18 protein-coding genes and 1 tRNA gene are annotated in these 22,280 nt (G+C 57.6%); 5 read left to right on the forward strand and 14 right to left on the reverse strand.

Annotation, left to right across the window (positions count from 1 at the left end; all coding sequences use genetic code 11):
- Positions 1–36 precede the first annotated feature (36 nt).
- Both QN062_RS04230 and QN062_RS04235 read right to left on the reverse strand, forming a co-directional pair.
- Positions 37–1,968, reverse strand: a complete 1,932-nt coding sequence (locus tag QN062_RS04230; protein WP_369342347.1) for a biotin carboxylase N-terminal domain-containing protein — start codon at positions 1,966–1,968, stop codon at positions 37–39.
- Positions 1,969–2,088: 120 nt separating this feature from the next.
- Entirely contained in the window at positions 2,089–3,123 is a 1,035-nt protein-coding gene (locus tag QN062_RS04235) for a biotin--[acetyl-CoA-carboxylase] ligase (protein ID WP_369342348.1), read from the reverse strand.
- A gap of 242 nt (positions 3,124–3,365) precedes the next feature.
- Here QN062_RS04235 and QN062_RS04240 point away from each other — a divergent pair, with 242 nt between their 5' ends.
- From QN062_RS04240 to QN062_RS04260, 5 genes are read left to right on the forward strand one after another with little or no spacing between them, the layout of a single operon-like run.
- Positions 3,366–3,944 carry a biotin transporter BioY gene (locus tag QN062_RS04240; protein WP_369342349.1) on the forward strand — a complete coding sequence of 193 codons (579 nt, stop codon included), beginning with the start codon at positions 3,366–3,368 and terminating at the stop codon, positions 3,942–3,944.
- Positions 3,945–3,991: 47 nt separating this feature from the next.
- Complete coding sequence (locus QN062_RS04245; RefSeq protein ID WP_369342350.1) at positions 3,992–4,855, forward strand: energy-coupling factor ABC transporter ATP-binding protein; 864 nt, start codon at positions 3,992–3,994, stop codon at positions 4,853–4,855.
- Complete coding sequence (locus QN062_RS04250) at positions 4,852–5,457, forward strand: energy-coupling factor transporter transmembrane protein EcfT (RefSeq protein ID WP_369342351.1); 606 nt, start codon at positions 4,852–4,854, stop codon at positions 5,455–5,457. Before QN062_RS04245 ends, QN062_RS04250 begins: the two co-directional genes overlap by 4 nt.
- Positions 5,458–5,513: 56 nt before the next feature.
- Positions 5,514–7,532, forward strand: a complete 2,019-nt coding sequence (locus QN062_RS04255; protein ID WP_369342352.1) for a DUF6020 family protein — start codon at positions 5,514–5,516, stop codon at positions 7,530–7,532.
- 10 nt (positions 7,533–7,542) lie between these two features.
- Positions 7,543–9,036, forward strand: a complete 1,494-nt coding sequence (locus QN062_RS04260; protein ID WP_369342353.1) for a PucR family transcriptional regulator — start codon at positions 7,543–7,545, stop codon at positions 9,034–9,036.
- 241 nt (positions 9,037–9,277) lie between these two features.
- On the opposite strand, the gene rplA is transcribed toward QN062_RS04260, so the two are convergent.
- The 12 genes from rplA to dapE form a co-directional block, all read right to left on the reverse strand.
- Complete coding sequence (rplA, locus tag QN062_RS04265; RefSeq protein WP_369342354.1) at positions 9,278–9,970, reverse strand: 50S ribosomal protein L1; 693 nt, start codon at positions 9,968–9,970, stop codon at positions 9,278–9,280.
- Between the two features lie 63 nt (positions 9,971–10,033).
- Complete coding sequence (rplK, locus tag QN062_RS04270; protein ID WP_369342355.1) at positions 10,034–10,465, reverse strand: 50S ribosomal protein L11; 432 nt, start codon at positions 10,463–10,465, stop codon at positions 10,034–10,036.
- Positions 10,466–10,897: 432 nt separating this feature from the next.
- Entirely contained in the window at positions 10,898–11,917 is a 1,020-nt protein-coding gene (nusG, locus tag QN062_RS04275) for a transcription termination/antitermination protein NusG (RefSeq protein ID WP_369342356.1), read from the reverse strand.
- A gap of 27 nt (positions 11,918–11,944) precedes the next feature.
- A complete protein-coding gene (gene secE / locus QN062_RS04280; protein ID WP_369342357.1) occupies positions 11,945–12,175 on the reverse strand; it encodes a preprotein translocase subunit SecE in 231 nt (76 codons plus the stop codon).
- 36 nt (positions 12,176–12,211) lie between these two features.
- A tRNA-Trp gene (locus QN062_RS04285) sits at positions 12,212–12,284 on the reverse strand.
- A 169-nt stretch (positions 12,285–12,453) separates the two neighbouring features.
- Entirely contained in the window at positions 12,454–13,668 is a 1,215-nt protein-coding gene (locus tag QN062_RS04290; protein ID WP_369342358.1) for a pyridoxal phosphate-dependent aminotransferase, read from the reverse strand.
- Positions 13,669–13,740: 72 nt separating this feature from the next.
- Entirely contained in the window at positions 13,741–14,874 is a 1,134-nt protein-coding gene (gene proB / locus QN062_RS04295) for a glutamate 5-kinase (RefSeq protein ID WP_369342359.1), read from the reverse strand.
- A gap of 254 nt (positions 14,875–15,128) precedes the next feature.
- A complete protein-coding gene (obgE, locus tag QN062_RS04300) occupies positions 15,129–16,811 on the reverse strand; it encodes a GTPase ObgE (RefSeq protein ID WP_369342360.1) in 1,683 nt (560 codons plus the stop codon).
- 112 nt (positions 16,812–16,923) lie between these two features.
- On the reverse strand, positions 16,924–17,175 hold the full coding sequence (rpmA, locus tag QN062_RS04305; RefSeq protein WP_369342361.1) for a 50S ribosomal protein L27: 252 nt from the start codon (positions 17,173–17,175) through the stop codon (positions 16,924–16,926).
- A gap of 37 nt (positions 17,176–17,212) precedes the next feature.
- Positions 17,213–17,521 carry a 50S ribosomal protein L21 gene (gene rplU, locus QN062_RS04310; RefSeq protein WP_369342362.1) on the reverse strand — a complete coding sequence of 103 codons (309 nt, stop codon included), beginning with the start codon at positions 17,519–17,521 and terminating at the stop codon, positions 17,213–17,215.
- 159 nt (positions 17,522–17,680) lie between these two features.
- Positions 17,681–20,746 carry an Rne/Rng family ribonuclease gene (locus tag QN062_RS04315; protein ID WP_369342363.1) on the reverse strand — a complete coding sequence of 1,022 codons (3,066 nt, stop codon included), beginning with the start codon at positions 20,744–20,746 and terminating at the stop codon, positions 17,681–17,683.
- Between the two features lie 335 nt (positions 20,747–21,081).
- Entirely contained in the window at positions 21,082–22,278 is a 1,197-nt protein-coding gene (dapE, locus tag QN062_RS04320; RefSeq protein ID WP_369342541.1) for a succinyl-diaminopimelate desuccinylase, read from the reverse strand.
- Between the last annotated feature and the right edge of the window lie 2 nt (positions 22,279–22,280).

Raw genomic sequence — 22,280 nt, forward strand, 5'->3', positions numbered from 1 at the left:
GTAGGATGCGCTCTTCGATTGCGCTCACGATATCGGTCATGCCGCACCTCCCTGCTTGGCCACATCTTCATCGTCCGCCGCATGCAGCTTCGCTGCTGCAGCAGATCCGCCATGATCGCCATCCCCATCGCTGTCATTGCCGGACTTGCCCATATCAAGCTTGACAAGAGTCTCGCCTGGATCAACTCCATCGGCGACGCTGACCATAATCTTGGATACCACACCCTTTGCAGGAGCGTAGACATAGTTCTCCATCTTCATGGATTCGAGCACGACCATGAGATCGCCCTTGTCGACTTTCTGCCCCTCCGCCACGTTGATGCGGGTCACCACTGCCTGCATGGTGGCGACGATCACACCCGCCCCTTGCTGATTCTGGCGGGTGGCCTGCTTGGCCACATCGTGCAGACCCTGGCCACGCAATGGCTGAGTCGGTCTGCGAGCGCCCCGTGAGCTGGCCGCCCCGGCGCCCATGCCAGCAAACATATCCTCAGGAAGTGCGAGCTTGACACGCTTGTCGTCAATCTCGATGGTAAAGGTTTCGACGCTGGTCCGGTCTCTGCCTTCTGCCTCGTTCCCCTTCTGCGAGTCGCTCATCGATGCCGGCTGCCCGGTTGTCGTGGTCTTTGGCTCGACGTTGAGATAGTTGCGTTCAAGCCATTTGGTCGTCACATCGAAGCTGTGGTCCTCAGCCGTGAATTCAGGATTGGTGAATATCTTCTGGAACAGCGTGGCGGGCGTGGGAACGCCTTCGATGCTCATTTCACGCAATGCTCGTCGCACGCGTGCAACGGCGCTCAGACGATCCTGGGCCGAAATGATGACCTTGCCCATCATCGAATCGTCCTTCGGCGAAACCGTATCGCCGACCTCGACGCCTGAGTCGATGCGAATTCCAGGACCCGTCGGCCATGTGATCGCTTCGAGCGTTCCAGCGCTTGGCGTCAGGTTGGTGGCGGGATCCTCGCTGGTGATGCGCAGCTCGAAACTGTGGCCTCGCGGCTCAGGTGCGGTGGTAAGGGCGCCGCCGTCGGCGATGTCGAGCTGCTCACGAACCAGATCGAGGCCGCACACCTGTTCGCTTACGGTGTGTTCGACCTGAAGTCGAGGATTCACCTCCATGAAATAGACCTTGCCCTTGCTCACGAGAAACTCGCACGTCCCCAGACCTACATAGCCTGCGGTTGCAAAGAGCCGATGCGAGAAGCCTTCGAGCTGGGCGATCACATCATCGCTGAGGAAGGGCGCGGGAGCCTCCTCTACGAGCTTCTGATTTCGGCGTTGAACCGAGCAGTCACGGGTCGAATAGACAGTGAAGTTGCCATGGGAGTCACGGCCGGACTGAGTCTCGACATGACGGGCCTTGTCGACGAACTTCTCGATGAAGTAATCGCCAAGGTCGCCGCCTTGGAGGGCATCATGGTTCATATAGAATGCGCGGAGTTCATCATCGTTGTTGATGGGCGTTATGCCGCGGCCACCACCGCCATCGGCCTTCTTCATCATGACCGGATACCCATTATGGTTCGCAAAGTCCAGCAGCACCCTCATGTCGCTCACCGGCTCTGCGATGCCTGGGACGACCGGAACCTTGGCGCGCTCCGCAACCTTGCATGCCGTTATCTTGTCTCCGAGTTCCTCAAGCACGTGCGGTGAAGGACCGACCCATGTGATTCCGGCATCGATGACCTTGCGTGCGAATGTCGGGAATTCCGAAAGGAACCCATACCCCGGATGCAAGGCATCGGCGCCTGCACGCCTGGCTACATCAACTATGAGATCCTCGTTCAGATAGGTCTGCAGATTGGTGTCGCCGGGCAGCAGATACGCCTCGTCCGCCATCTGCGTATACGGCGCATTCCTGTCCTGCTCCGCATAGACTGCAACCGTCTCTATCCCCATCTCCTGCGCGGTTCGCACAACCCGAAGGGCAATCTCACCGCGATTCGCGATCAACAGCTTCTTCATGGCATCCTTTCTTCGCTGCTCAAGCAACTTTCACAACTTCACACATCAATAACTCGTCATAATCAATGACTCGTAAGAACCAAATGACTCGCATCGCTCAACGCGCGACGGCGGATCGCATCATTCCACCGCATCGCCGATCTCAGGAAGCACCCCGACATCGGCTACCGTCACCTTCTGCCTGCATCCGTCATGGCGAAGGATCGTAAGCGAGGCATCGTCATTGATCGAAAGCGCCCTGCCGATCAGACTCCGATCATCGGCGAGATGTGCACGAACCTGCTTGCCGAGTGTCCAGCTCAATCGCTCGACCCTGTCGCGCAAGTCAGGAATGACAACGTCGGGATGCTTCATGAATGCGCTCAATTCCCGGCGAAGATGCTGCGTCGTGACGCATACCAGCTCGTCACGAAGCTCCGCATACGGAGGCAGCGGACCGAATTGCAGCTGCAATGACGTAGACATGTCGATTGGCAGATTCTCCTGTGGAACGAAGAGATTCATGCCGATGCCGATTATCAGCACGGCCGAGCTCTCGTCGGTTGGAACCATCTCGCAGAGAATCCCAGCCAGCTTGCGACCCTGGCAGAAGACATCGTTCGGCCATTTGAGCTCTAGCTGCACGTCGGGATTCAAGGCCCGAACATCATGCCTTGTCATCACCTCGCCGATTGCATCTATCAGTGCGATTCCACAGATCGTGGTGAACCATCCTGAATGGCGCGAATCCAGAACGTCGATTCGGACGGGCACGGCCCATGAACTCAGCAAGGACTCGCCGGGGCTGTTGAACCAGGTACGGCCCTGACGACCTCGACATTTCGTCTGCACATCGGATACGGCGATGCTGATCGGCAGTCTCTCCGATCTCTCCGACGAGCTCTCGCTCCCATGATCCGAGGACGCTGGTGTCTGGATGCCCACGACACGGCGATCCGTGTCTGTACCTTCACCTTCACCTTCACCTTCGCCGATGTCTTCGGGTGACTCGAACAGGTGTGCAACGCAGTTCACGGCATCTGAGAATCCGCTTGCCGCAACCGCACGCGCGATCAGGGAATTGGTCGAATCAACGGTATCGAGCATCTTCACGGTTGATGCCACTTCTTCCGTCTCAGGGACCGATGACGACCAGATGCAGTCTTGATAGGGCATGCTTTCCAACGTATCAATAGATTTCAGCTTCCAACAGCCTCGGGCCTACAAATCGAGAGATGGGATTTTGTATGATTCCACAAAAACATCGGACGAGCGGAAATCTAGGATGATGATCACTCAGGTACGGTTTTTGCATTCCAACATCTGACAGGCTGCGCCAGGCCAGAAATAACCGATGTCCGTTGGACCAGGGCTTCAACGGGCTTCCCGTAGCTTCGGGAGCGAGAGAACGAGGAATTTTGAGTAGATCGACAACAGACCATATCCACGGCTTCGATAACCGCAGCCTCGCAAGAATGGCGGTGTTCGCCGCCTTGATCTCCGCGTTCAGCTTCATCAGGGTCGCGGTGGGGCCAGTGCCCATCACGATGGAGAATCTTGCAGTGATGCTTGCCGGCGTGGTGCTTGGACCCTGGCTTGCAGCATGTTCGGTCCTTCTGCTGCTCGCATTGACTGCGCTGGGACTGCCCCTGCTCGGTGGCAATGGCGGTCTGGCAGTGTTCGTTGGACCGACGGCAGGGTATCTGCTTGGCTTCGTGGTCGGCGCATTCCTTATTGGTTTAATATCAAATAGTGGGAATCGTCTCAATATATGGAAAACTGCATGTGCCTGCCTCATCGGCGGCATGCTCGTCCCCTATGGTTTCGGCATTCCAGTGACGGCACTTGTCGTCGGACAGCCAGTCGCAACCGCAGCCTACAGCGCTCTCATATTCATTCCTGGCGATGCCATCAAGATCGTGGTCGCGACCATCATCTCATCTGCCCTTTGGAAGGCATATCCTGCAGCCTTTTCCCGACACATGTGGCAACGATGAGGCAGCTTTCGGAAGCGCATGGAAATCTCCAGGAGGCGAGCGAATCCATGATGCCCAAACCCGACATTGGACGGCAGGCGGCATACTTGCGAGCTCGCGGACTGAGTTATCGCATCGGTGGACGAACGATTCTCAATTCCGTCTCCTGCGAACTCCACTCAGCGAGCATTGCGGTTCTGGGCACGAACGGTTCAGGAAAGTCGACGTTTCTACGCCTGATCGACGGCCTCGAGCGCAGGACATCAGGCGAACTGGCTGTGATGGGACTGGACCCGTCCCGAAATGCGAAGGAACTCCATCGAAGCATCGGCTTTGTGTTCACCAACCCGGACACACAGATAATAATGCCCACCGTGAGGGAAGACGTCGCGTTTTCCTTGCATGGCGCACCGCTTTCGAAAGAGGAGAAAGCCGAAAGAGTCACCGAGCAGCTCGCGCACTGCAACCTGCTGCATTGCGCGGACCAGCCGGCACATTCCCTTTCCGGCGGTCAGAAGCAAATGCTCGCACTGGCGGCGATTCTGATACGGGAACCGCGTCTATTGCTCGCCGATGAGCCGACCACAATGCTTGACCTTCCCAACGCGGCACGCATCTCACAGGCCCTTCTCGCCGATCCCAATCGTCCGGCGATAATCGCCACGCACGACCTCGCGCTGGCCGCCCGTTGCGAGACTGCCATGCTTTTCCACGATGGGCAGGTTGTCGAGATTGGAGAGAGCGGCATGGTCATCGAACGCTATCGGGCACACTGTTCGACAATCTGTCAGGAGAGCCAGCAGCATCAGCATCAGCATCAGCATCAGCATCAATCCGATCCGGACCTTCCGCACGGCATCGCCAGTTCGCGCGGGGCAGAACGCAGTGCATCAGTCGATCAGTTGCCGGAAGGCATGGGTGACGCCCGATGATGGCCATGTATGTTCCCGGTCACAGCCTTGTCCATCGCTGCCCTGGAAGCTGGAAGCTGCTGGCGCTGTTCATCGTCGGCGCCCTGCTGGCCTGCCCGACGCTGCCAGTATGGGCATTGTGCATGCTCACCGGACTGTGCCTGATTCTGTACGGCATAAGCGGACTCGGCCTGGCCAGGTTCATCAGGCAGGTGTGGGATGCAAGATGGGTGATCGCATTCACCGTCCTGGCTCAGATATGGTTCAGGCCAATCACAACAACGGCTCTGACTACAATGCGGATAACGGTGATGGTGCTCCTTGCCTCGCTGGTGACGCTGACTACGCAGCTGTCGGAGATATTCGCCGTGGTCGCACGCCTATTGATGCCATTCGAAGGTTTTGGGCTCAATACATATCGCGTTGGAGTGGCCGTTTCCCTGGGAATCAGCGTTATTCCCATCATCAGCGCATCGATGAGAACCGTGCGTGAAGCCAGTCAGGCACGTGGGATACGAAGCGGGCCTTTGCTGAGAATTCGGACATGGGCCGTTCCACTGATGGTTGTGGTGCTCAAGCAGGCCGACGAGCTGGCTGACTCGTTGGATGCCAGAGGAATGTAGCCAACGCAGCCGGAGGGCATCGATGCAGTTAGCCGCTGGGACTACAATCGTGCACGATGAGTAGCTCACAGCATGATATGAATCCACGTTCTCAATCCATTCTTGCAGGTCTTCGCTGGGCTTGCGTGGCCTTGGCGTGCCTATGGATCGCCTTCTGCACCTCTGTGGGGCCGATTTATCGTGCAGACGCTTCAATTGCATCGTATTCGTGGGGCAACGCCCTGATTCTGATCGTCACGTTCACCATTGACATGGTCATCGTCCTGGCAGTGGTTCGATGGGCAAAAGGTCGAAGGAATGGGCTCGTCCCGAATGACGGGGCTGCAACGACGAACCCCTCCGACGCCTTCCATGGATCTTCGAAGAAGCAGTCAAGACTCCGGTCTCGCCTGCACTCCGCCTTGCTCAGCCATCGTTCGACCCGCTCGATCGCACGATTCACGACACGGCGATGGTCCGCAATCTCACCATGGATAATGCGTCTCACCGCCACCCGCAGCAGTCTGTTCCTCGTATTCGCAATCGGCTGGCTATGGGCATTCGCAACACTTCTCGCGGCATACGGCGCAGACATCCATTCACAGATCAACGAGTTCAATCTGTGGTGGGCCAATCTGCAGGGCGTGAGGCTGCCATACCTGCATGGCTTCACACAGATGGACATCTACCCGACCGGTCACTATCTCTGGCCGCACAAGCCCACCTATCTCACGGACCAGCACAACTACCTGCTGACTCTCTTCTATGGTGGGGTCGTTGCCGTGTTCCGCAAGCTGAGCGGCTCCGACGATGCCGGCATCGTCGTCCTGACAGGCCTGCAGATGCTGTTCGCGGCATTCTGCTGTGCCTCCACGGCTGACCGCTTCTTCAATGCAGGCAAGCCCCGAATCAACGGGAAACCTGCTTCGGCAGGCGCCCGCCTTGCGATCCTTGCACTCTTTCTCCTGACTCCGCTCAGCGCCTTCAGCACGATCTCACTGACGAAGTCCCCTGCATTCGCATACTCGTTCGTCTGGTGGATCGGCATCCTCTATGTGCTCTATCGCACGGCAGGGCGTGGCGAAGTCTCGACGTCAGCCACCAGGTGGCCACCCAAGCGCCTCTGCGCCGAGCTTGCCATCAGTTCATTGCTGATGATAGGCACCGCAAAGTATGGCATCTATGTCGTGGCGGTGCAGATCATCCTCTCGGTGCTTGCCGACCGGAGACGCTGGAAGACATATGCGCTGTGCCTGCTCGTGCCGACGGTCGCATTCGAGGCGCTGCTCATGAGCCTGATTTCAGCCGGAGCCGTGATACAGGGCGATCCGATCGAGGCCAAGGGCATACAGCTGCAGCAGATCGCAAGGGTCGCCGAGCGCGATCCGGAAAACATACCGGCCTCTGCACGAAGGCAGCTCGAACCCATTCTCGATCTGCAGGCCATGGCCTTGAAATATAACCCCAATGATGCGGATCCCGTAAAATCATCCGGCGGCGAAACCAAGGTCACCGTCTACAAGTGGCGAACCGTGACCGCCGATGACATGAAGCACTTCAACAGCGCCTGGCTTTCCATCGGCCTGAGAAATCCTGTATTGTACATCGACGCATTCATGGCGGAATGCTACGGGTATTTCGACGTCACCGACGTCCCCTACGTTTCGATGAACTATTATGTGAACAACGGCTATGTACAGGATTCCAGCGCATGGATCAAGAATTGGATGCACGGCTGGCGTGACAGGGTCGCCGGCTTCGCCTTTGCATGGGGCAGGACTCCCGTTATCGGATGGCTCACCAATGCGAACTTCTGGCTGGTGCTGTCTTTGCTGCTGCTATGCATCGAATTCGCACTCGGCCGCTTCCGTGCACTCTCATATCAAACCACCTTGCTCGTTCTGATGGGTGTGATGATCTTCGCACCGGCAAATAACTATGACCGTCACATCCTGCCCTTGGTGTTCGTCTTTGGATTCCTTACCCTGGCGTTCGTCCGGGACACCGACGAACTGCCAACGACCCGGGCACCAGAACTCGGTGAAGGTGGAGTGGACGCGTCCGAGAAAAGTGCCGACATCACTCAGACTCGCTAAGCTGGATGCCATGAGTAGGTCGAAATCATCACATTCAAGCGCCAACGCCCTTGCCAAGGTCGCTCGGGATGCCGCCGCTCTCTTCAACCCCGAACTACGCAAGGTCGGCCAGCGCAGCGATGAGGAGCATCCATCCAAGCCCGGTAAATTCGAGAAGTCCCCGCAGCCTCAGCCAAAGGGCAAGCATGGCGGCGACAAGACATCGGATGAGCATCTCCCCGACGTGGACCTGGCCACCATTGCAGAGGATGCCCAGAAGGCCGAGGATGCCGCAAGCGACCTTCGGCTCAAGACAAGGCATGATGCGAAGCCCCAGCTGCCCAAGGCAGTTGAGATTGCCTTGGGCAAGGCTCTCGGACATCTCGATCATGACCTGGACTGGTACAAGAATCTCAGTGCCACGGACAGGAACCTTCTCATCCTCATCATTCGCACCGCAGTTGCGGACTTCATTGCATGGATGAAGGAATATCGCAAATCGCCCGATTCGACGACGGGGCCAAGGCCCTCCACCGACCATATCTTCTTCGTGGCGCCGCTTGAATTCACCAAGGCAATCAGCCTGCATCAGGCGTTGGAGGTCACCCGCTTCATCGTTGACATTCTGGAACGCAACGTCGAAGGCTTTGCCGAGAATGGCGACGAGCAGGAGATTCGAAATGGCATGCTCTACTATGCCCGGGAGGTCGCCTTTTCGGCGGCATCAGTCTATGCCACATCTGCAGAGGCGCGTGGCGATTGGGATGCCCGCATCGAGACGCTGACCATTGAGGATCTCATCGATGGGGTGATTGACCACCAGGTCGTCGCACGAATGAGCATGCTGGGGTGGCCCGTTGACTATCACTGCTTCGCTGTGATCGGAAAGCTTGCGGATACCACTGAAATGGGTTCAGGAATCGCACAGCGGCGCATGCGCAGTCTGATACGAGGCCGTGGAGCGGAATGCATGATGTCGAGTCATGACGACATGCTCATCACACTCATCGACCCCCGAGGCCACGGCACCCCTGAGGAACTATGCGAAGCCATTCTGCGTTACTTCAACGACGAGCCGGTCTGTCTGGGCCCGCTCCGCACGCATATCGAAGGTGCCTCACAGACCATACGCGCTGCAATGCGCACCGTCGCAGCCACCCCGGCACTCGTCGGGATGAATATGACCCACGGATTCCCACGACCTCTGCGCGCCGACGACGCCCTTCCGGAACGCGCGCTCTTCGGAGATGACGAGGCGCGCAGTGAACTCTACGAGTCGATCTACATGACATTGCGTGGCGAGGATGGTGACAATCCTCTTCTCACCACACTGCAGACTTTCCTGCTGTCGGGCAGCTCACTCGAAACAACCGCGCGTGAGCTCAACGTACATCCAAACACCGTTCGATACCGTCTCAAGCGCTCGATCGAGGTCACTGGCTGGGATCCCATGAATCCGCGCGAAGCATACGTGCTTCTCACAGCGGTGAAAATCGGTCTGATCATGGATGCACGCAAGTCATAAGCCTGGGTTGGGGTGATTCTCGCCATTTGCAGCATTGCAGTATTGCAGTATTTGCAACATGGAAAGACCGGTCTTGGAACGGCCGTCGAGAATCGGCTACTGCAACCACACCATGACTGCAACTGCACCAATGGTCATACTCATTTCACCTGGTGGAGGCGAATGCGTCTCGGTGCTGGAAAAACGGCCATGCCCAGCGAATTGACGCTGGGCATGGCCGTTGAAAATGAACGCTGACGCGTTACGACAGAATCGCTGGATCCAGAGGAATCCCTGGGCCCATCGTCGAGGTAATCGTGGCCTTGGTGATGTAGCGACCCTTGACGGTGCTCGGCTTCAAACGCTTGACTTCATCGGCGACTGCCTTGAAGTTCTCGTCCAGATCGCCTTCCGCGAAGGAAAGCTTGCCAATCAGGAAGCTCAGGTTACCGTGCTTGTCGACGCGGAACTCAATCTTTCCACCCTTGATGTCGGAAACTGCCTTGGCGACATCCATGGTGACGGTACCGGTCTTGGGGTTTGGCATCAGACCACGAGGTCCGAGCACACGGCCGAGACGACCGACCTTGCCCATCATGTCTGGGGTCGCAACGACGGCATCGAAGTCAAGGTATCCATCAGAAACCTTGGCGATCAGCTCGTCATCGCCAACCTCGTCAGCTCCGGCCTCAGTCGCGGCCGTGGCCTGCGGGCCACGAGCGAAGACGATGACCTTGGCGGTCTTGCCGGTTCCATGAGGAAGGTTGACGGTGCCACGGACCAACTGGTCAGCCTTGCGGGGATCGACGCTGAGACGATACACGGCCTCGACGGTCTCATCGAAGCCACGCTTCGGCAGGCTCTTGAGCAGAGCGATTGCCTCGTTCGCGGTATAGAGATTGTTGCGATCGACCTTTTCGGCCGCCTCGCGATATTTTTTGGAACGCTTTGCCATCTGCTTCTCCTATTCAGCAGTCGCGGTGCGGGCTAGCGCGGCCCTACCGCTTAAACGAATGTTTCAGTCGGTGACCGTGATGCCCATTGAGCGTGCGGAACCTTCGATGATCTTCATTCCGGCTTCTACGTCACGAGCCGAAAGGTCAGCCATCTTGGTCTCCGCGATCTCGCGAACCTGTGCCTTGGTCACTGAGCCGACCTTGGTCGTCAGAGGATTTGCAGCACCCTTGGCGATGCCCGCAGCCTTGCGGAGCAAGTCAGCGGCCGGTGGGGTCTTGAGCACGAAGGTGAAGGTACGATCCTCAAAGACAGTGATCTCGACAGGAACGACCTGACCCATCTTGTCCTTGGTGGCATCGTTGTATGCCTTGCAGAAGTCCATGATGTTCACGCCGTGTGAACCCAAAGCTGGGCCCAGCGGTGGAGCAGGATTGGCCTTGCCGGCTTGAATCTCGAGCTTGATAAGCGCAGAGACTTTCTTCTTAGGAGCCATATTCCGGTTCTTCTTTCTGTAAAGCGGTTCTGACGGAACGGTTGGGTTCCTCCCGCAACTTACCTTTATTTCTTGCTGAGCCGATAGGGCTCAGAGCAACTTTCTTATTATGCATGCAGTCGCGGACAACGCTCGCCCATCCGCACGGATTGGTCGAAAGTGCAAGTTTTTGGCACTTGTCTGAGTATATGAGCCGCAATTCCTTGAAATGGCGAACGCAATGGAGCCCAAAATGGGCATTCATACTCAGACAAGTGCCAAAAACTTGGCATCTGGGACTCTTTCGCGAAAAAATGGGCCCGAGCATGGCGTCGGAGTGTCTCTGAAACCCTCATGCCTTGCCGGTTTGGGTCTTGAATCCGATTGGGGCGCAGACCTGATGGTCTGCGCCCCAATCGGCAGCGTGCAAGCTGAAAGCGTGGATGCTCCGACTCAGGAAATCTTCTCGACCTGTTCGAAGCTGAGCTCGACCGGCGTATCCCTGCCGAAGATGGAAACCAGCACGGTGAGTTTCTGCGTTGCCGGTTCGACCTCGGAAACGACCGCAGGCATCGTTGCGAAAGGACCCTCGGTAACGGTGACCTGATCGCCGGCCTTGAAGGAAACCTCCACCTTGCGCTTCTTGGCAGCGGCAGGCTTGTCGCCAGATTCCTTCAACGCCTCGGACGCGATCATCGGAGCCATCATGTTGACGACTTCCTTCCGAGATAGCGGCGCAGGTTCACGGGACGGACCGACGAAGCCTGTGACGGCTTCGGTCTCACGCACGATGCGACGCGCATCCTCGTCCGGCCACATGCGAATGAGGACATAGCCAGGAATCCGGACTCGGGTGATGATCTTCTTGCCCTTGTCCGTGTGCTTCTCGACCTCTTCCATGGGAATCTCGACCTGGAAGATCCTGTCTTCGAGACCGAATGAGGTCACACGGGACTCTATGTTGGCCTTCACACGCTTCTCGTAGCCCGAATAGGTATGCAGGACGTACCATTTGCCTTCAAGCGTGCGCAGTTGCTTGGAGAATGCCTTTACCGCCCGTTCGCCAGCATCATCTGAACTCTCAGCATCCGCCGAATCTTCAGCAGTTTCGGAAGCATCAGCATTGTCGGAAGCAACGTCATCGTCTGAAACATCGGTGTCGCCAGAAACATCAGCATCTCCGGAAACATCGTCGATCGCAGCATCCGACGATGCATCTGCAACAGCCTCGGCATGTGGGTCCGAAGAAAGCTCTGCAGTCGTTCCCGTCGCGGTCTCGTCAGCCGGTTCTTCACCATCCGCTGCCTTGTCCAGCTCATGTACCTGCTCTTGAGGCTGATCGGTGGAAACCGCCGGATCCCCTTCCAACGGTTCTGTGTCGGCAGCCAGACCATTCTCGAATTGCTGAGCATCGTTCAATGCTTCATCGGCAACCGGAGCCTCGTTATCGATGTTTTCTTGTTCATCAGTCATTCAAATATCACCTTTATGAGATTTATCTCAGCCGAACACCAGAAGGACGAGCTTACCAAGCCCTATATCCATCACTGTCACGAATACCATAAGAATCAGGACGAACACGAACACCGCTACGGACCACAGCAACAAACCCTTGCGCGTCGGCGTGACCACCTTGCGCAACTCATCAATAATCTGCTTGATGAACAAACCTATGCGCATGAAGAAGTTGGGCTTTGGGTCCTTGTCTCCAGACCGCTTTGACTTCGCCATATCCGTCCTTTTGTTCGCGATTATCGATTCTCTTTGCAGGGAAGGCGGGACTCGAACCCACAACCTACGGTTTTGGAGACCGTTGCGCTACCAATTGCGCCACTTCCCTAAGTGAACTTTGCCCATACTACTCACCTCGTTGGAGATTTTCGTCTCACCGGGCAAAACCGCCAAATCGACAGTTTAGCGTTCAAAATGCAATTCGTCCACCTGACAGCGCGCTCAATGCCGAAGAATCTTCTCCTCATCGTCATCGAATCGTTGGAAGAAGCAGAAATTCAGGCTTCTGCCCACTTCCTGAAACGCTGCATTCCCTCTATCAGATCATTGTCTTCAAGTGCATACGAGAAGCGAAGATATCCTTCTGCTCCGAACGCCTCACCGGGCACAGCAGCGATATGGGCCTCCTCCAGCAACGCAGCAGCCAACTCAGCAGACGAATGCGAAACCGTTCCATGAGGACCATGCGGCTGACCGAGCAAGGCGCTGACATCGCAGAACGCATAGAAGGCGCCGGTCGGTTTTGGGCAGAAGACTCCTGGAATCTCGTTCAGCATCCTTTCGATGCGCTGACGACGAATGTCGAAGGCCTCTCGCATCTGCGACACGGCACTCAGGTCTCCTGAAACGGCAGCCAAGGCTGCACGCTGGCTGACGTCAGACACATTCGAGCTCAGATGCCCCTGCAGCTTTGATACCGCCTGCGCGAAGAACCGCGGTGCTATCAGCCAGCCGACCCTCCATCCTGTCATTGCGAATGTCTTGGCGACTCCATTGAGCACGATGAGCTGTTCGCGGCATTCCGGAACTTCGGCTCCTATGTAGCTGGTCTTCTTCCCATCGTATGTCAGATGCTCATAGATCTCGTCAGACAGAATCCAGACATGGTGTTCGAGGGCCCAATGAGCGATTTCGCGGATCGTCTGAGCATCCCAGACAGAACCACACGGATTTGACGGCGAATTCACGACTATCGCCTTAGTCCTGTCGGTCCGAACCGCTTCCAGCTGATCGACGGTCGGCACGAAACCATGCTTCACCGAGGACAGCACCGATATCGGCACGCCTCCGGCAAGCTTCACCATTTCCGGATAGCTGGTCCAATATGGCGCGGGAACGATGACCTCATCACCAGGATCGACCAGAACCTGCAAGGTCTCGTATACGGCCTGCTTGCCTCCATTGGTCACGACGACCTGGGACGCATCAACCGAATACCCCGAATCGCGCTTTGTTTTTTCGGCAATGGCGGCCTTGAGCTCGGGCAGTCCGGCCGTGGGAGTGTAGCGGTGGTTTCTTGGATCCCGGCAAGCCTCAACGGCCGCTTCAACGATGTATCCAGGCGTTGGAAAATTTGGCTCTCCCGCGCCGAAACCGATGATGTCGATCCCCTCGGCCTTCATCGCCTTTGCCTTGGTGTCAACGGCCAGAGTCGCGCTGGGGGCGACGTTCTGAATGCGATTGCTCAAAGTCTGCCATGCTTGTGCGGTCATGCCTCACACTGTAGCCCTTCGACTAGAAATCATGACAAGGATGGAGGTCAGGTCTGCGAGATTGCAAGAAGGTCACACGAGGACCAAATTATCGCGGTGCACGAGTGGATGGGCATATTCGACGCCGAATTCACGTCTGAGTTCCGACGTGTTCTTTCCAAGCATCTGCGCCACCTCTTCAGAATCGAACGAGGACAGCCCCTTCGCAAGATGGTTGCCTTCCTCGTCGCAGATCCATACGGGGTCTCCTGCGGAGAACTCCCTGTCGACGGCAACGACACCTGCAGCCAGCAGGCTTGCGCGTCCTCCTCGTATGGCCTTTGCGGCTCCCTCGTCGACGATGAGCTCTCCACGAGGCGCCGCCGCGTATCCTATCCACAGCCGACGGGAACTGCCACGCTGGCGGATCGGGGCAAAGGCCGTTCCCACAGGGTCTCCAAGCAAGGCAGGACCGGCATTCTCGGCGCGTGTGAGCACCGATGGGATCCCAGAAGCAGCGGCAACATGGACCGCCTCGAGCTTGGTGATCATGCCGCCAGTCCCCACTTCGGAGTCCGATCCGGAGACCTTGACCGTATCCAGGATCTGAGCGACGTTCGGGACGTATCCCAGACGTCTTGCACCTGCCTCTGACGGTGGAGCGGTATAGAGGCCGTCGACGTCGGTGAGCAGGACCAGGGCATCGGCACGAACGAGGTTGGCGACGAGCGCGGAAAGGCGGTCGTTGTCGCCGAATCTGATTTCATTGCTGGCCAGGGCATCGTTTTCGTTCACGATCGGAACCACGCCAAGCTGGAGGAGACGTTTCAGGGTACGCTGGGCATTTCGGTACTGAACCGAACGAATGGTGTCTTCGGCGGTGATCAGAATCTGTCCGACACGAATTCCATATCTGCCGAATGCCGCTTCGTAATGCGCCATAAGCAATCCCTGACCAACCGAGGCCGTCGCCTGCTGCGTGGTGACGTCAGTCGGCCTTGAATCGAATCCCAGAGGTCCGAAGCCAGCGGCGATGGCACCCGATGAGACAAGGACCACGCTCGCATCCATCCGGCGGACCTCGGCAAGAGCTGCCACCAGACCGCTGAGACGTGCGACGTCAAGATGCCCGGTGGAGGACGTCAGTGAACTCGATCCGACCTTCACGACAATCGTCTTGGCCTGAGCCACGCTCGAACGCACCTGCGCCTGGGATGGTGTGGTCATGTCCGAAAGCCTCCTTGGACTCTATCCGAACCCCCGTGCATTCAGGAGGAACCTGCCTCAGACGCATGCATGACGGGCAACAATGCATGGCATCAGTTCGTGCAGTAACCACAGTATGCCCGACCCAGGTCAGCCTTGCCACATTTGGCGGCCCTGCGGCAACCGAATGGCGACCAAGTGGCAGCCCTGCACACACTGCGATCATCGTCTCGAGCCCTCGCGCGCCCGAGTGATCCATCGGGCGCAAGCTCGCATCAGTCGCGTTCGGTGGCGTCGCCGTTGGAACCGGAAACCATGCCATCCTCGTCGTGAGGATCGTCCTGCACCGCAGGATCGGCCCAGTGACCGGCCTTTCGCTCTGCCATCATTGCATCGCGGACTGCCTGCTTTGCATCCATCATCTCGTGATATTGCTCGCGACGCTCGGAGTTCGTTCTTCTACGATTACGACCGGATTGGTCTTCCAGACGCAAATCCTTGCCTCGCGATGCCATTGGTTCGCCATCGAGCATCTCAGCACCGGCCGCAATCGTCGGATCCCAGTCAAACGCAACGGAATTCCTGCCTATCCCGATATGGACTTCATCGCCAGGACGTGCCCCGAGGCGTCGCAACGACTCCTCGACGCCAAGCTTCGCCAGACGATCGGCGAGGTAGCCGACAGCCTCGTCATTGTCAAAGTTGGTCTGCATGACCCATCGTTCGGGCTTCACGCCAGTAACGGTGAACCAGTGATTGCCATCGCGATCATGCTCGCGCTTGATGTCAAAGTCAGTGGAGTATCCGCCTTCGTCCGACCTTCTGCTACGCCGCCCGGTTTCCAGTGGATTGATCAGCACGCGTTCCGCCTGCTCATCCTTCTCCCTGGTCTGAAGCGTCTTTCGCAGATCCTCCACCAGCTCCGCGAGGGCAAACTTCAGCTCCTTCAGGCCCTCATGCGATGCTGTGGAGATAATGAAGGTGCGAAGCCCCATCCCTTCGAATTCTCCGTGCACGAATCCTGCAAGTTCCTTGGCGTCGGGCACATCTGACTTGTTGAGGATGATCACTCGGGGGCGGTCCGCTATGGGAATCGCTCCAAGGGGAAGCTCGAGACTGCGGGCATACTTCGACAGCTCGAGTTCGATCGTCCTATAGTCGCTGACCGGATCGCGATCAGGCTCCATGGTCGCACAATCAATCACGTGAGCGATGATTTCCGTGCGCTCGATGTGGCGGAGGAACTCAAGACCGAGTCCCTTGCCTTCTGAGGCACCGGGTATCAGTCCCGGCACATCCGCGATGGTGAAGCGTTGATCGCCCGCCTCGACGACACCGAGATTCGGCACCAAGGTCGTGAACGGGTAGTCGGCGATCTTAGGCTTCGCAGAGCTCAAAGCCGCTATCAGACTTGATTTGCCCGAACTCGGGTATCCCACCAACGCAACGTCGGCTATGGATTTCAGCTCAAGAACGATGTCACGTTCCTCGCCCGGTTCGCCAAGAAGAGCGAAACCAGGGGCGCGGCGCGTCCTGTTCGCAAGTGCGCGGTTGCCGAGACCGCCATTGCCGCCTCGTGCGGCGACGAAGCTGTCTCCCAGATGGCGAAGGTCTGCCAGTATGCTTCCGGGACGCTTCTGTTCACCCGAACCGCCCTTTGCCGTGAATACGACAGTTCCGACAGGCACCGGCAGGATAACGTCGCCTCCGTCGCTGCCGTCCTTGTCATCGCCGAGTCCCATCGTGCCGGATCCGGCCGTTCGATGAGGCATGAAGCGATAGTCAAGCAAGCTCGTGGCATTCGAATCGGCTTGGAAGACAACCGAACCGCCCTGGCCTCCATTGCCTCCATTCGGGCCCGCGAGTGGCTTGTATTTCTCGCGTCTGATCGATGAGGCGCCATTGCCTCCATCTCCACCTTTGACATGAACCGTCACACGGTCTACGAATGAGCTCATACGTTATTACCTTAATCAAGAGAGCGAACGATGCGGAAATGCGCGCACACGCGCGCGCACATACGCAAAAGGCCGCGCCCTCGCCGGGCGCGGCCTGAAAAATCAACTGTGGTCAGTCTGCAACCACATCGACGGTCTTGCGATCGCGGCGAACGCCGAACTGAACGTTGCCGTCAGCCAATGCGAACAGCGTGTGATCCTTGCCGACACCGACGTTGTGGCCCGGATGGAAGTTGGTGCCGCGCTGACGAACGATGATGTTCCCAGCAACGACGGCTTCTCCACCGAACTTCTTCACGCCGAGGTACTGTGCGTTTGAATCGCGCCCGTTGCGAGAAGCGGAAGCGCCCTTCTTATGTGCCATCGTGTTTCCTTTCTAAGAAAAGACCGAATGCGTCGTATCAGGCGATCGCGGTGATTTTGACGGAAGTAAGCTTCTGACGATGGCCCTGCTTGCGTGCCACGCCCGTCTTGTTCTTGAACTTCTGGATGTGGATCTTGGGGCCCTTGGCCTCATCGTCCACAACCTCGCCCGTTGCGGAAAGCTTGGCGAGATCCTTGGCGGCAACGGTCACCTTGGTTCCGTCGACAACCAAGGCCACGGGAAACTCAACGGTCTCACCGTTTGCCTTGTTAAGACGGTTGACGGTGATGATATCCCCGACCTCAACCTTTTCCTGATGGCCACCGGCCTTCACAATCGCGTACATTACCCTACCTTGCCTGTTCCGAAAGCTGTTATCCTGTCTAGCAATCAACCATCACAGACCAACAGTCAATGACAGGCATGGCTAGACACCGACTACCAAACATACACGCTCCCCCATACTTAAGTCAAGTTGAAGCGGGAGCATTGACGGCATCCGCGTTTATTCCTCCGAATCGTCCGCTTCCTGTGGCTCCGTGGATGCGGCCTGAGCCGCTGCCGCGATTTTCGCAAGCTTCTCCTTGACATCGGGAGACGAGACTCCCGATCCTCCCTGCTCCTGGGCTTCGTGATGCCCATGTTTTGTCTTGACGAAGGGATCGCCGCCCTTCAAGGCATAGGGATCGTCATATGATGCCGAAACGGTTGGCTCATCATGGAGTATGAAGCCACGGCCCTTGCAGGTCGGGCACTCTTCGGAGAATGCCTCGACGAGCCCCTGTCCGACACGCTTTCTCGTCATCTGCACAAGGCCGAGCGAAGTCACCTCGGCGACCTGATGCTTCGTTCTATCCCGTGCGAGGCACTCCAGCAGACGCTTCAGCACCAGATCGCGATTCGCGGGCATGACCATATCCACGAAATCGATCATGACCATGCCACCGATATCGCGCAGTCTGAGCTGACGCGCTATCTCTTCGGCCGCCTCGAGGTTGCAGCGTGTCACCGTCTCCTCGAGTGACTTCCCCTTGCCGATGTAGCGCCCTGTGTTCACATCGATCGTCGTCATGGCCTCGGTGCGGTCTATGACCAGCGAACCGCCCGAAGGCAGGTATACCTGGCGCTCCATGCCCTTGCGGAGCTGACCGTCGATATGCCATGTGTCAAAGACATCCATGCCCTGATGGTCGGCGGGATTCCATTTGCTCAGCCTGTCCCTCAGATCCGGGGCCATGGAATCGAGGTATTCCTCGATCCTCCCGTAGACCTTGTCGCCCTGAACGATCAAGGATTGGAACTCATCGTTGAAAATATCGCGAACGACCCGAATCGCAACGTCAGGCTCGCCCTGAAGCAACTTCGGCTTCTTGAGAATGACCGTCGTGCTGCGCTTGCGTTCGATGGCTTCCCACTGATGGGTAAGGCTCTCGAGGTCTTTGGTGATGGCCTCCTCAGAGGCGTTCTCGGCCGCAGTGCGGATGATGACGCCCATATCCTTCGGTGCGATCTTGGCAACGATGGACTTCAGCCGAGTGCGTTCGCGCTCGGTGAGCTTGCGGCTGACGCCCGTCATTCCCCCTGAGGGGACGAGCACGAGGAAGCGCCCTGCCAGCGTGACCTGGGAGGTCAGACGTGCACCCTTGTGGCCGATGGGATCCTTCGTGACCTGAACGAGCACCGGATCGCCCGACTTGAAGGCGAGTTCGATCCTTCGTGGCTGGCCGTCGAGCCTGGTGGTGTCCCAGTTCACCTCTCCCGCATACAGCACTCCGTTTCTCGCCTGACCGATGTCGACGAACGCGGCTTCCATGCTTGGCAGCACGTTCTGCACACGGCCAAGATAGATGTTGCCTACCGTCGCGACTTCCTGAATGTCGGATACATAATGCTCGACGAGGATGTCATCCTCGATTACCGATATCTGAGTGTGACGTTCCTTCTCGCGAACGACCATCTCTCGCTTGACGTTCTCCCGGCGGGCAAGGAAGTCCTGCTCGACGAGCTGCATCTGGCGCGAACGGTCCCGCCTGTTGTCCCTTCGACGCTGACGCTTGGCCTCAAGCCTTGTGGAGCCTTGTATGTCGGTTATCTCGTCAATGTATTGCTGCTTCCGGGAACGCCTCGACGCAGAGGAGGAATTCTCCTCGGAACGGGAAGACTCGGAGACCTTGGCCGAGCGCCTTCTGCGGCGGCGTCGGGTTCCGGTCGTCTCATATCCCGAGTCTTCGTCAGCATCGTTCTCATGGGTGCGACGACGCCGACGGCGAACGCCGCTGAGCTGCTCATCGTCCCTGCCATCGCTTTCGCTGCCCTCATCGCGATGGTGACGATTCTCGCTGAAGTCCTCATCCTGATCGTAGTCGTTGGAGACCTCATCGCTGCCGCCACTGCGTCCATTGCCGTTGTGGTCTGCCTCGTGACGATTGTCGTCATCCTTGCGCGAACCGCGGCTGCGACGGCGCTTCGTCGCCTTGGACAGTCTGAATTCATCCTCGTCGATAGGCGCATAGCGGATCTCGTCGAATTCGAGATCTCCTTCTATCTGTTCGACCTCAGCCGCGGCTCTGCGTTCCTGTGCATTCAGACGTTGCGCACGCCTTGCACGAGGTTCACGCTGGACCTCCTCCTGAGAACGACGCGACCGGCGGGTCTTGTGCCTGGATTCGGAAGATTCGTCGCCTTGGGAGTCCGTTCGCGCAGCATCCTCGGAATCCTGTTCGGCCCTGGAGCCTTCACCGGCACGCCTGGTACTGGTGGCACTGGCTGAACGTCTCTGATGCCTCGCCTTGCCGTCGGAATCGTCATCATCCTCATCGGCATTCCATGCGTTCGTCCAGGTCTTTTCGGTCGGTATGACCGGTTCCTGGAACAAAAGCGAGGTCATCGGCCGCGCTGCCTTGGTCGCATGATGCTCCAACGTCGTTGGCAGCGACTCCACTGCCTTCTGAGCGCGAGACCTTCTGTCTCCATGCTCCTCTTCGGTGCGAGATGCATCTCTTGCCTCGATGTCCGAGGCTTCCTTGAATTCGATGCTCCTGGACTTTCTCGAGCTTCTGCGGCCCGAACGTCGTCCAGCTGATTCCTTCTTGGAATCATCCTTGGAATCCTCAGGGGAGGCAGTCGTGGATGCCCCTGTCGATTCCTTGCTCTCTTTCACGACAGGCGCTTCAAATTCGACCTTGTCCACTCCAGACGAGCGATTCTGATTCCGCGAAGTCCCCAATGCCGACTCGCCTCTGGCTCCGCGACGGGTCCTGCCTGCCTTGGGTCCTTCATCCGACTTGCCGGTCGCCTTGCTCGGCCTGCCACCAACACTGCGTGAGGAACTGGCGCCGTCTTCCCTGACCTGCTCGCCTTCGGGTGACTGCATGACTTCCGCCCGGCTCTCGACGCGAACCGGCACATCGGCATTGGCGGCTCCGGCGACACGAACGACGCGTCTTCCACCTCTGCGACGATGTGGGCGTTCGGTCTGTTCGGACTGTTCGGTTGTATTCTTCGAGGTCTTGTTCTCGACAAGACCCTCTTCTTGCGAATTGGGCACGATACTCCTCGCGGCACGCTGCATCGCGCCGCTCTCCATGTCTTCAGGGTGCTCACTCTACGCTCTCACCGTAGCTGCGTAATCTACGCTCCCTGAAAACTCCATTACAAAGTCTTCCTAAACAAAGGCGGACACCGTCGCCTGCTTCATGCTCCACAATCTGCGTTTCACAGAGATTGCAGGGGGATCAACGCCTTGCTAGTTTGGTGATGTGCAGAATCACCATCTTTAAGTATTGCACACAGTTGCATTCTGCGAGTCATAAAGGCGCAAGTTCCATGCATCAATGCCAAAAAACGCGACTTTCGCCGTGCCCTTGACCGCTGTTCCGAATTGGAATCACTGAGGGAAACGACATATCAGGAAAGCCATTCCTTGAGAATGTCAGCCATGACATAGAGATCATCGACCGGCACCTGCTCATCATGCTTATGCGCCAACAGCGGATTTCCAGCGCCGAGATTCACTGCAGGAGTCCCGATCTGGGAGAATCTCGCCACATCGGTCCATCCCATCTTCGCCCGTGGCTCCTGGCCGGTCCGCCGTTCCACCAACTCAGACAGGGACTGACTGAGCGGAGAGTCCATTCCAGGTCTGGCGGCAGGCGATTCGTCACACATCAGGATACCATAGCCAGCAAAGATGCCGCCCGGAGCCCTTGTCTCGTCCGACCCCAGCACTATGCCGCTCTCTTCGCCGAACATCAGGCTTTTGGCTTCCTCCACGGTTTTATCAGGGGCAAATCGATAATTGACATGCACCCTGCACTCCTCCGGAATCACATTGGTGCCGCTGCCTCCGGAAATCATCGTCGCGTTGAGCCCCTCCTGATATTCGAGCCCGTCTACAATGAACTTCCTCGCTTCGAAGGCATTGAGCCTGTTCAGGATATCGCCAGCCTCATGAATTGCGTTTCTCCCCATCCAGGCACGGGCGGAGTGCGCCGCAATGCCATGCGTGATCACATCGAAACGCATGGTGCCGTTGCAGCCACCCTCTATGGCGCATGATGTCGGCTCGCCGATTATCGCGAAATCGGCCCGGATCCAATCCGGATGCTTTTCGGCGACCTTGCGCAGGCCATTGTGCTCGGCCGCCACCTCCTCATGGTCGTAGAAGACAAAGGTCAAGTCATGCCTGGTATCCGTAAGGCTTGCGGCAAGATACAGCATGACGGCGTCCGACGCCTTCATGTCTGCGGATCCTCTCCCCCACATCACCGCAGAGGCAGGGTGTGCCTCTGCGATTTCCTTGCGGATAAGAGGATCACCCGGATGAAGCCATCGAGGAGGGAAATTGTCGATGACCGGAACCGTGTCAAGATGGCCGGCAAGAACAACGCGAGACGCACGATTCAGATGCGTCGAGGCAACGAGCGTGTCGCCAAGCCGATGTACCTCGAGGTGGGCCAATCCTCGTAGAAAGCGCTCAACGGCGTCTGCAAGCGCATGTTCGCTGCCACTGACCGAATACATGCCCATGATGCTCTCGAACAATTCATCGAGCTGTTCATGTTCGGATGCATGCATATGGCATTCGATGCTGTCCGTCGGCATCT

Source organism: Bifidobacterium sp. WK012_4_13, from assembly GCF_041080835.1.
GTDB classification, from domain to species: domain Bacteria; phylum Actinomycetota; class Actinomycetes; order Actinomycetales; family Bifidobacteriaceae; genus Bombiscardovia; species Bombiscardovia fermentum.

Bases quoted from the DNA above. Each gene is read 5' to 3' on its own strand.
- QN062_RS04230 (WP_369342347.1), bottom strand. From the start codon at position 1,968: ATGAAGAAGCTGTTGATCGCGAATCGCGGTGAGATTGCCCTTCGGGTT.
- QN062_RS04235 (WP_369342348.1), bottom strand. From the start codon at position 3,123: ATGCCCTATCAAGACTGCATCTGGTCGTCATCGGTCCCTGAGACGGAA.
- QN062_RS04245 (WP_369342350.1), top strand. From the start codon at position 3,992: ATGATGCCCAAACCCGACATTGGACGGCAGGCGGCATACTTGCGAGCT.
- QN062_RS04250 (WP_369342351.1), top strand. From the start codon at position 4,852: ATGATGGCCATGTATGTTCCCGGTCACAGCCTTGTCCATCGCTGCCCT.
- QN062_RS04255 (WP_369342352.1), top strand. From the start codon at position 5,514: ATGAGTAGCTCACAGCATGATATGAATCCACGTTCTCAATCCATTCTT.
- QN062_RS04260 (WP_369342353.1), top strand. From the start codon at position 7,543: ATGAGTAGGTCGAAATCATCACATTCAAGCGCCAACGCCCTTGCCAAG.
- rplA (WP_369342354.1), bottom strand. From the start codon at position 9,970: ATGGCAAAGCGTTCCAAAAAATATCGCGAGGCGGCCGAAAAGGTCGAT.
- rplK (WP_369342355.1), bottom strand. From the start codon at position 10,465: ATGGCTCCTAAGAAGAAAGTCTCTGCGCTTATCAAGCTCGAGATTCAA.
- nusG (WP_369342356.1), bottom strand. From the start codon at position 11,917: ATGACTGATGAACAAGAAAACATCGATAACGAGGCTCCGGTTGCCGAT.
- secE (WP_369342357.1), bottom strand. From the start codon at position 12,175: ATGGCGAAGTCAAAGCGGTCTGGAGACAAGGACCCAAAGCCCAACTTC.
- QN062_RS04290 (WP_369342358.1), bottom strand. From the start codon at position 13,668: ATGACCGCACAAGCATGGCAGACTTTGAGCAATCGCATTCAGAACGTC.
- proB (WP_369342359.1), bottom strand. From the start codon at position 14,874: ATGACCACACCATCCCAGGCGCAGGTGCGTTCGAGCGTGGCTCAGGCC.
- obgE (WP_369342360.1), bottom strand. From the start codon at position 16,811: ATGAGCTCATTCGTAGACCGTGTGACGGTTCATGTCAAAGGTGGAGAT.
- rpmA (WP_369342361.1), bottom strand. From the start codon at position 17,175: ATGGCACATAAGAAGGGCGCTTCCGCTTCTCGCAACGGGCGCGATTCA.
- rplU (WP_369342362.1), bottom strand. From the start codon at position 17,521: ATGTACGCGATTGTGAAGGCCGGTGGCCATCAGGAAAAGGTTGAGGTC.
- QN062_RS04315 (WP_369342363.1), bottom strand. From the start codon at position 20,746: ATGCAGCGTGCCGCGAGGAGTATCGTGCCCAATTCGCAAGAAGAGGGT.
- dapE (WP_369342541.1), bottom strand. From the start codon at position 22,278: ATGCCGACGGACAGCATCGAATGCCATATGCATGCATCCGAACATGAA.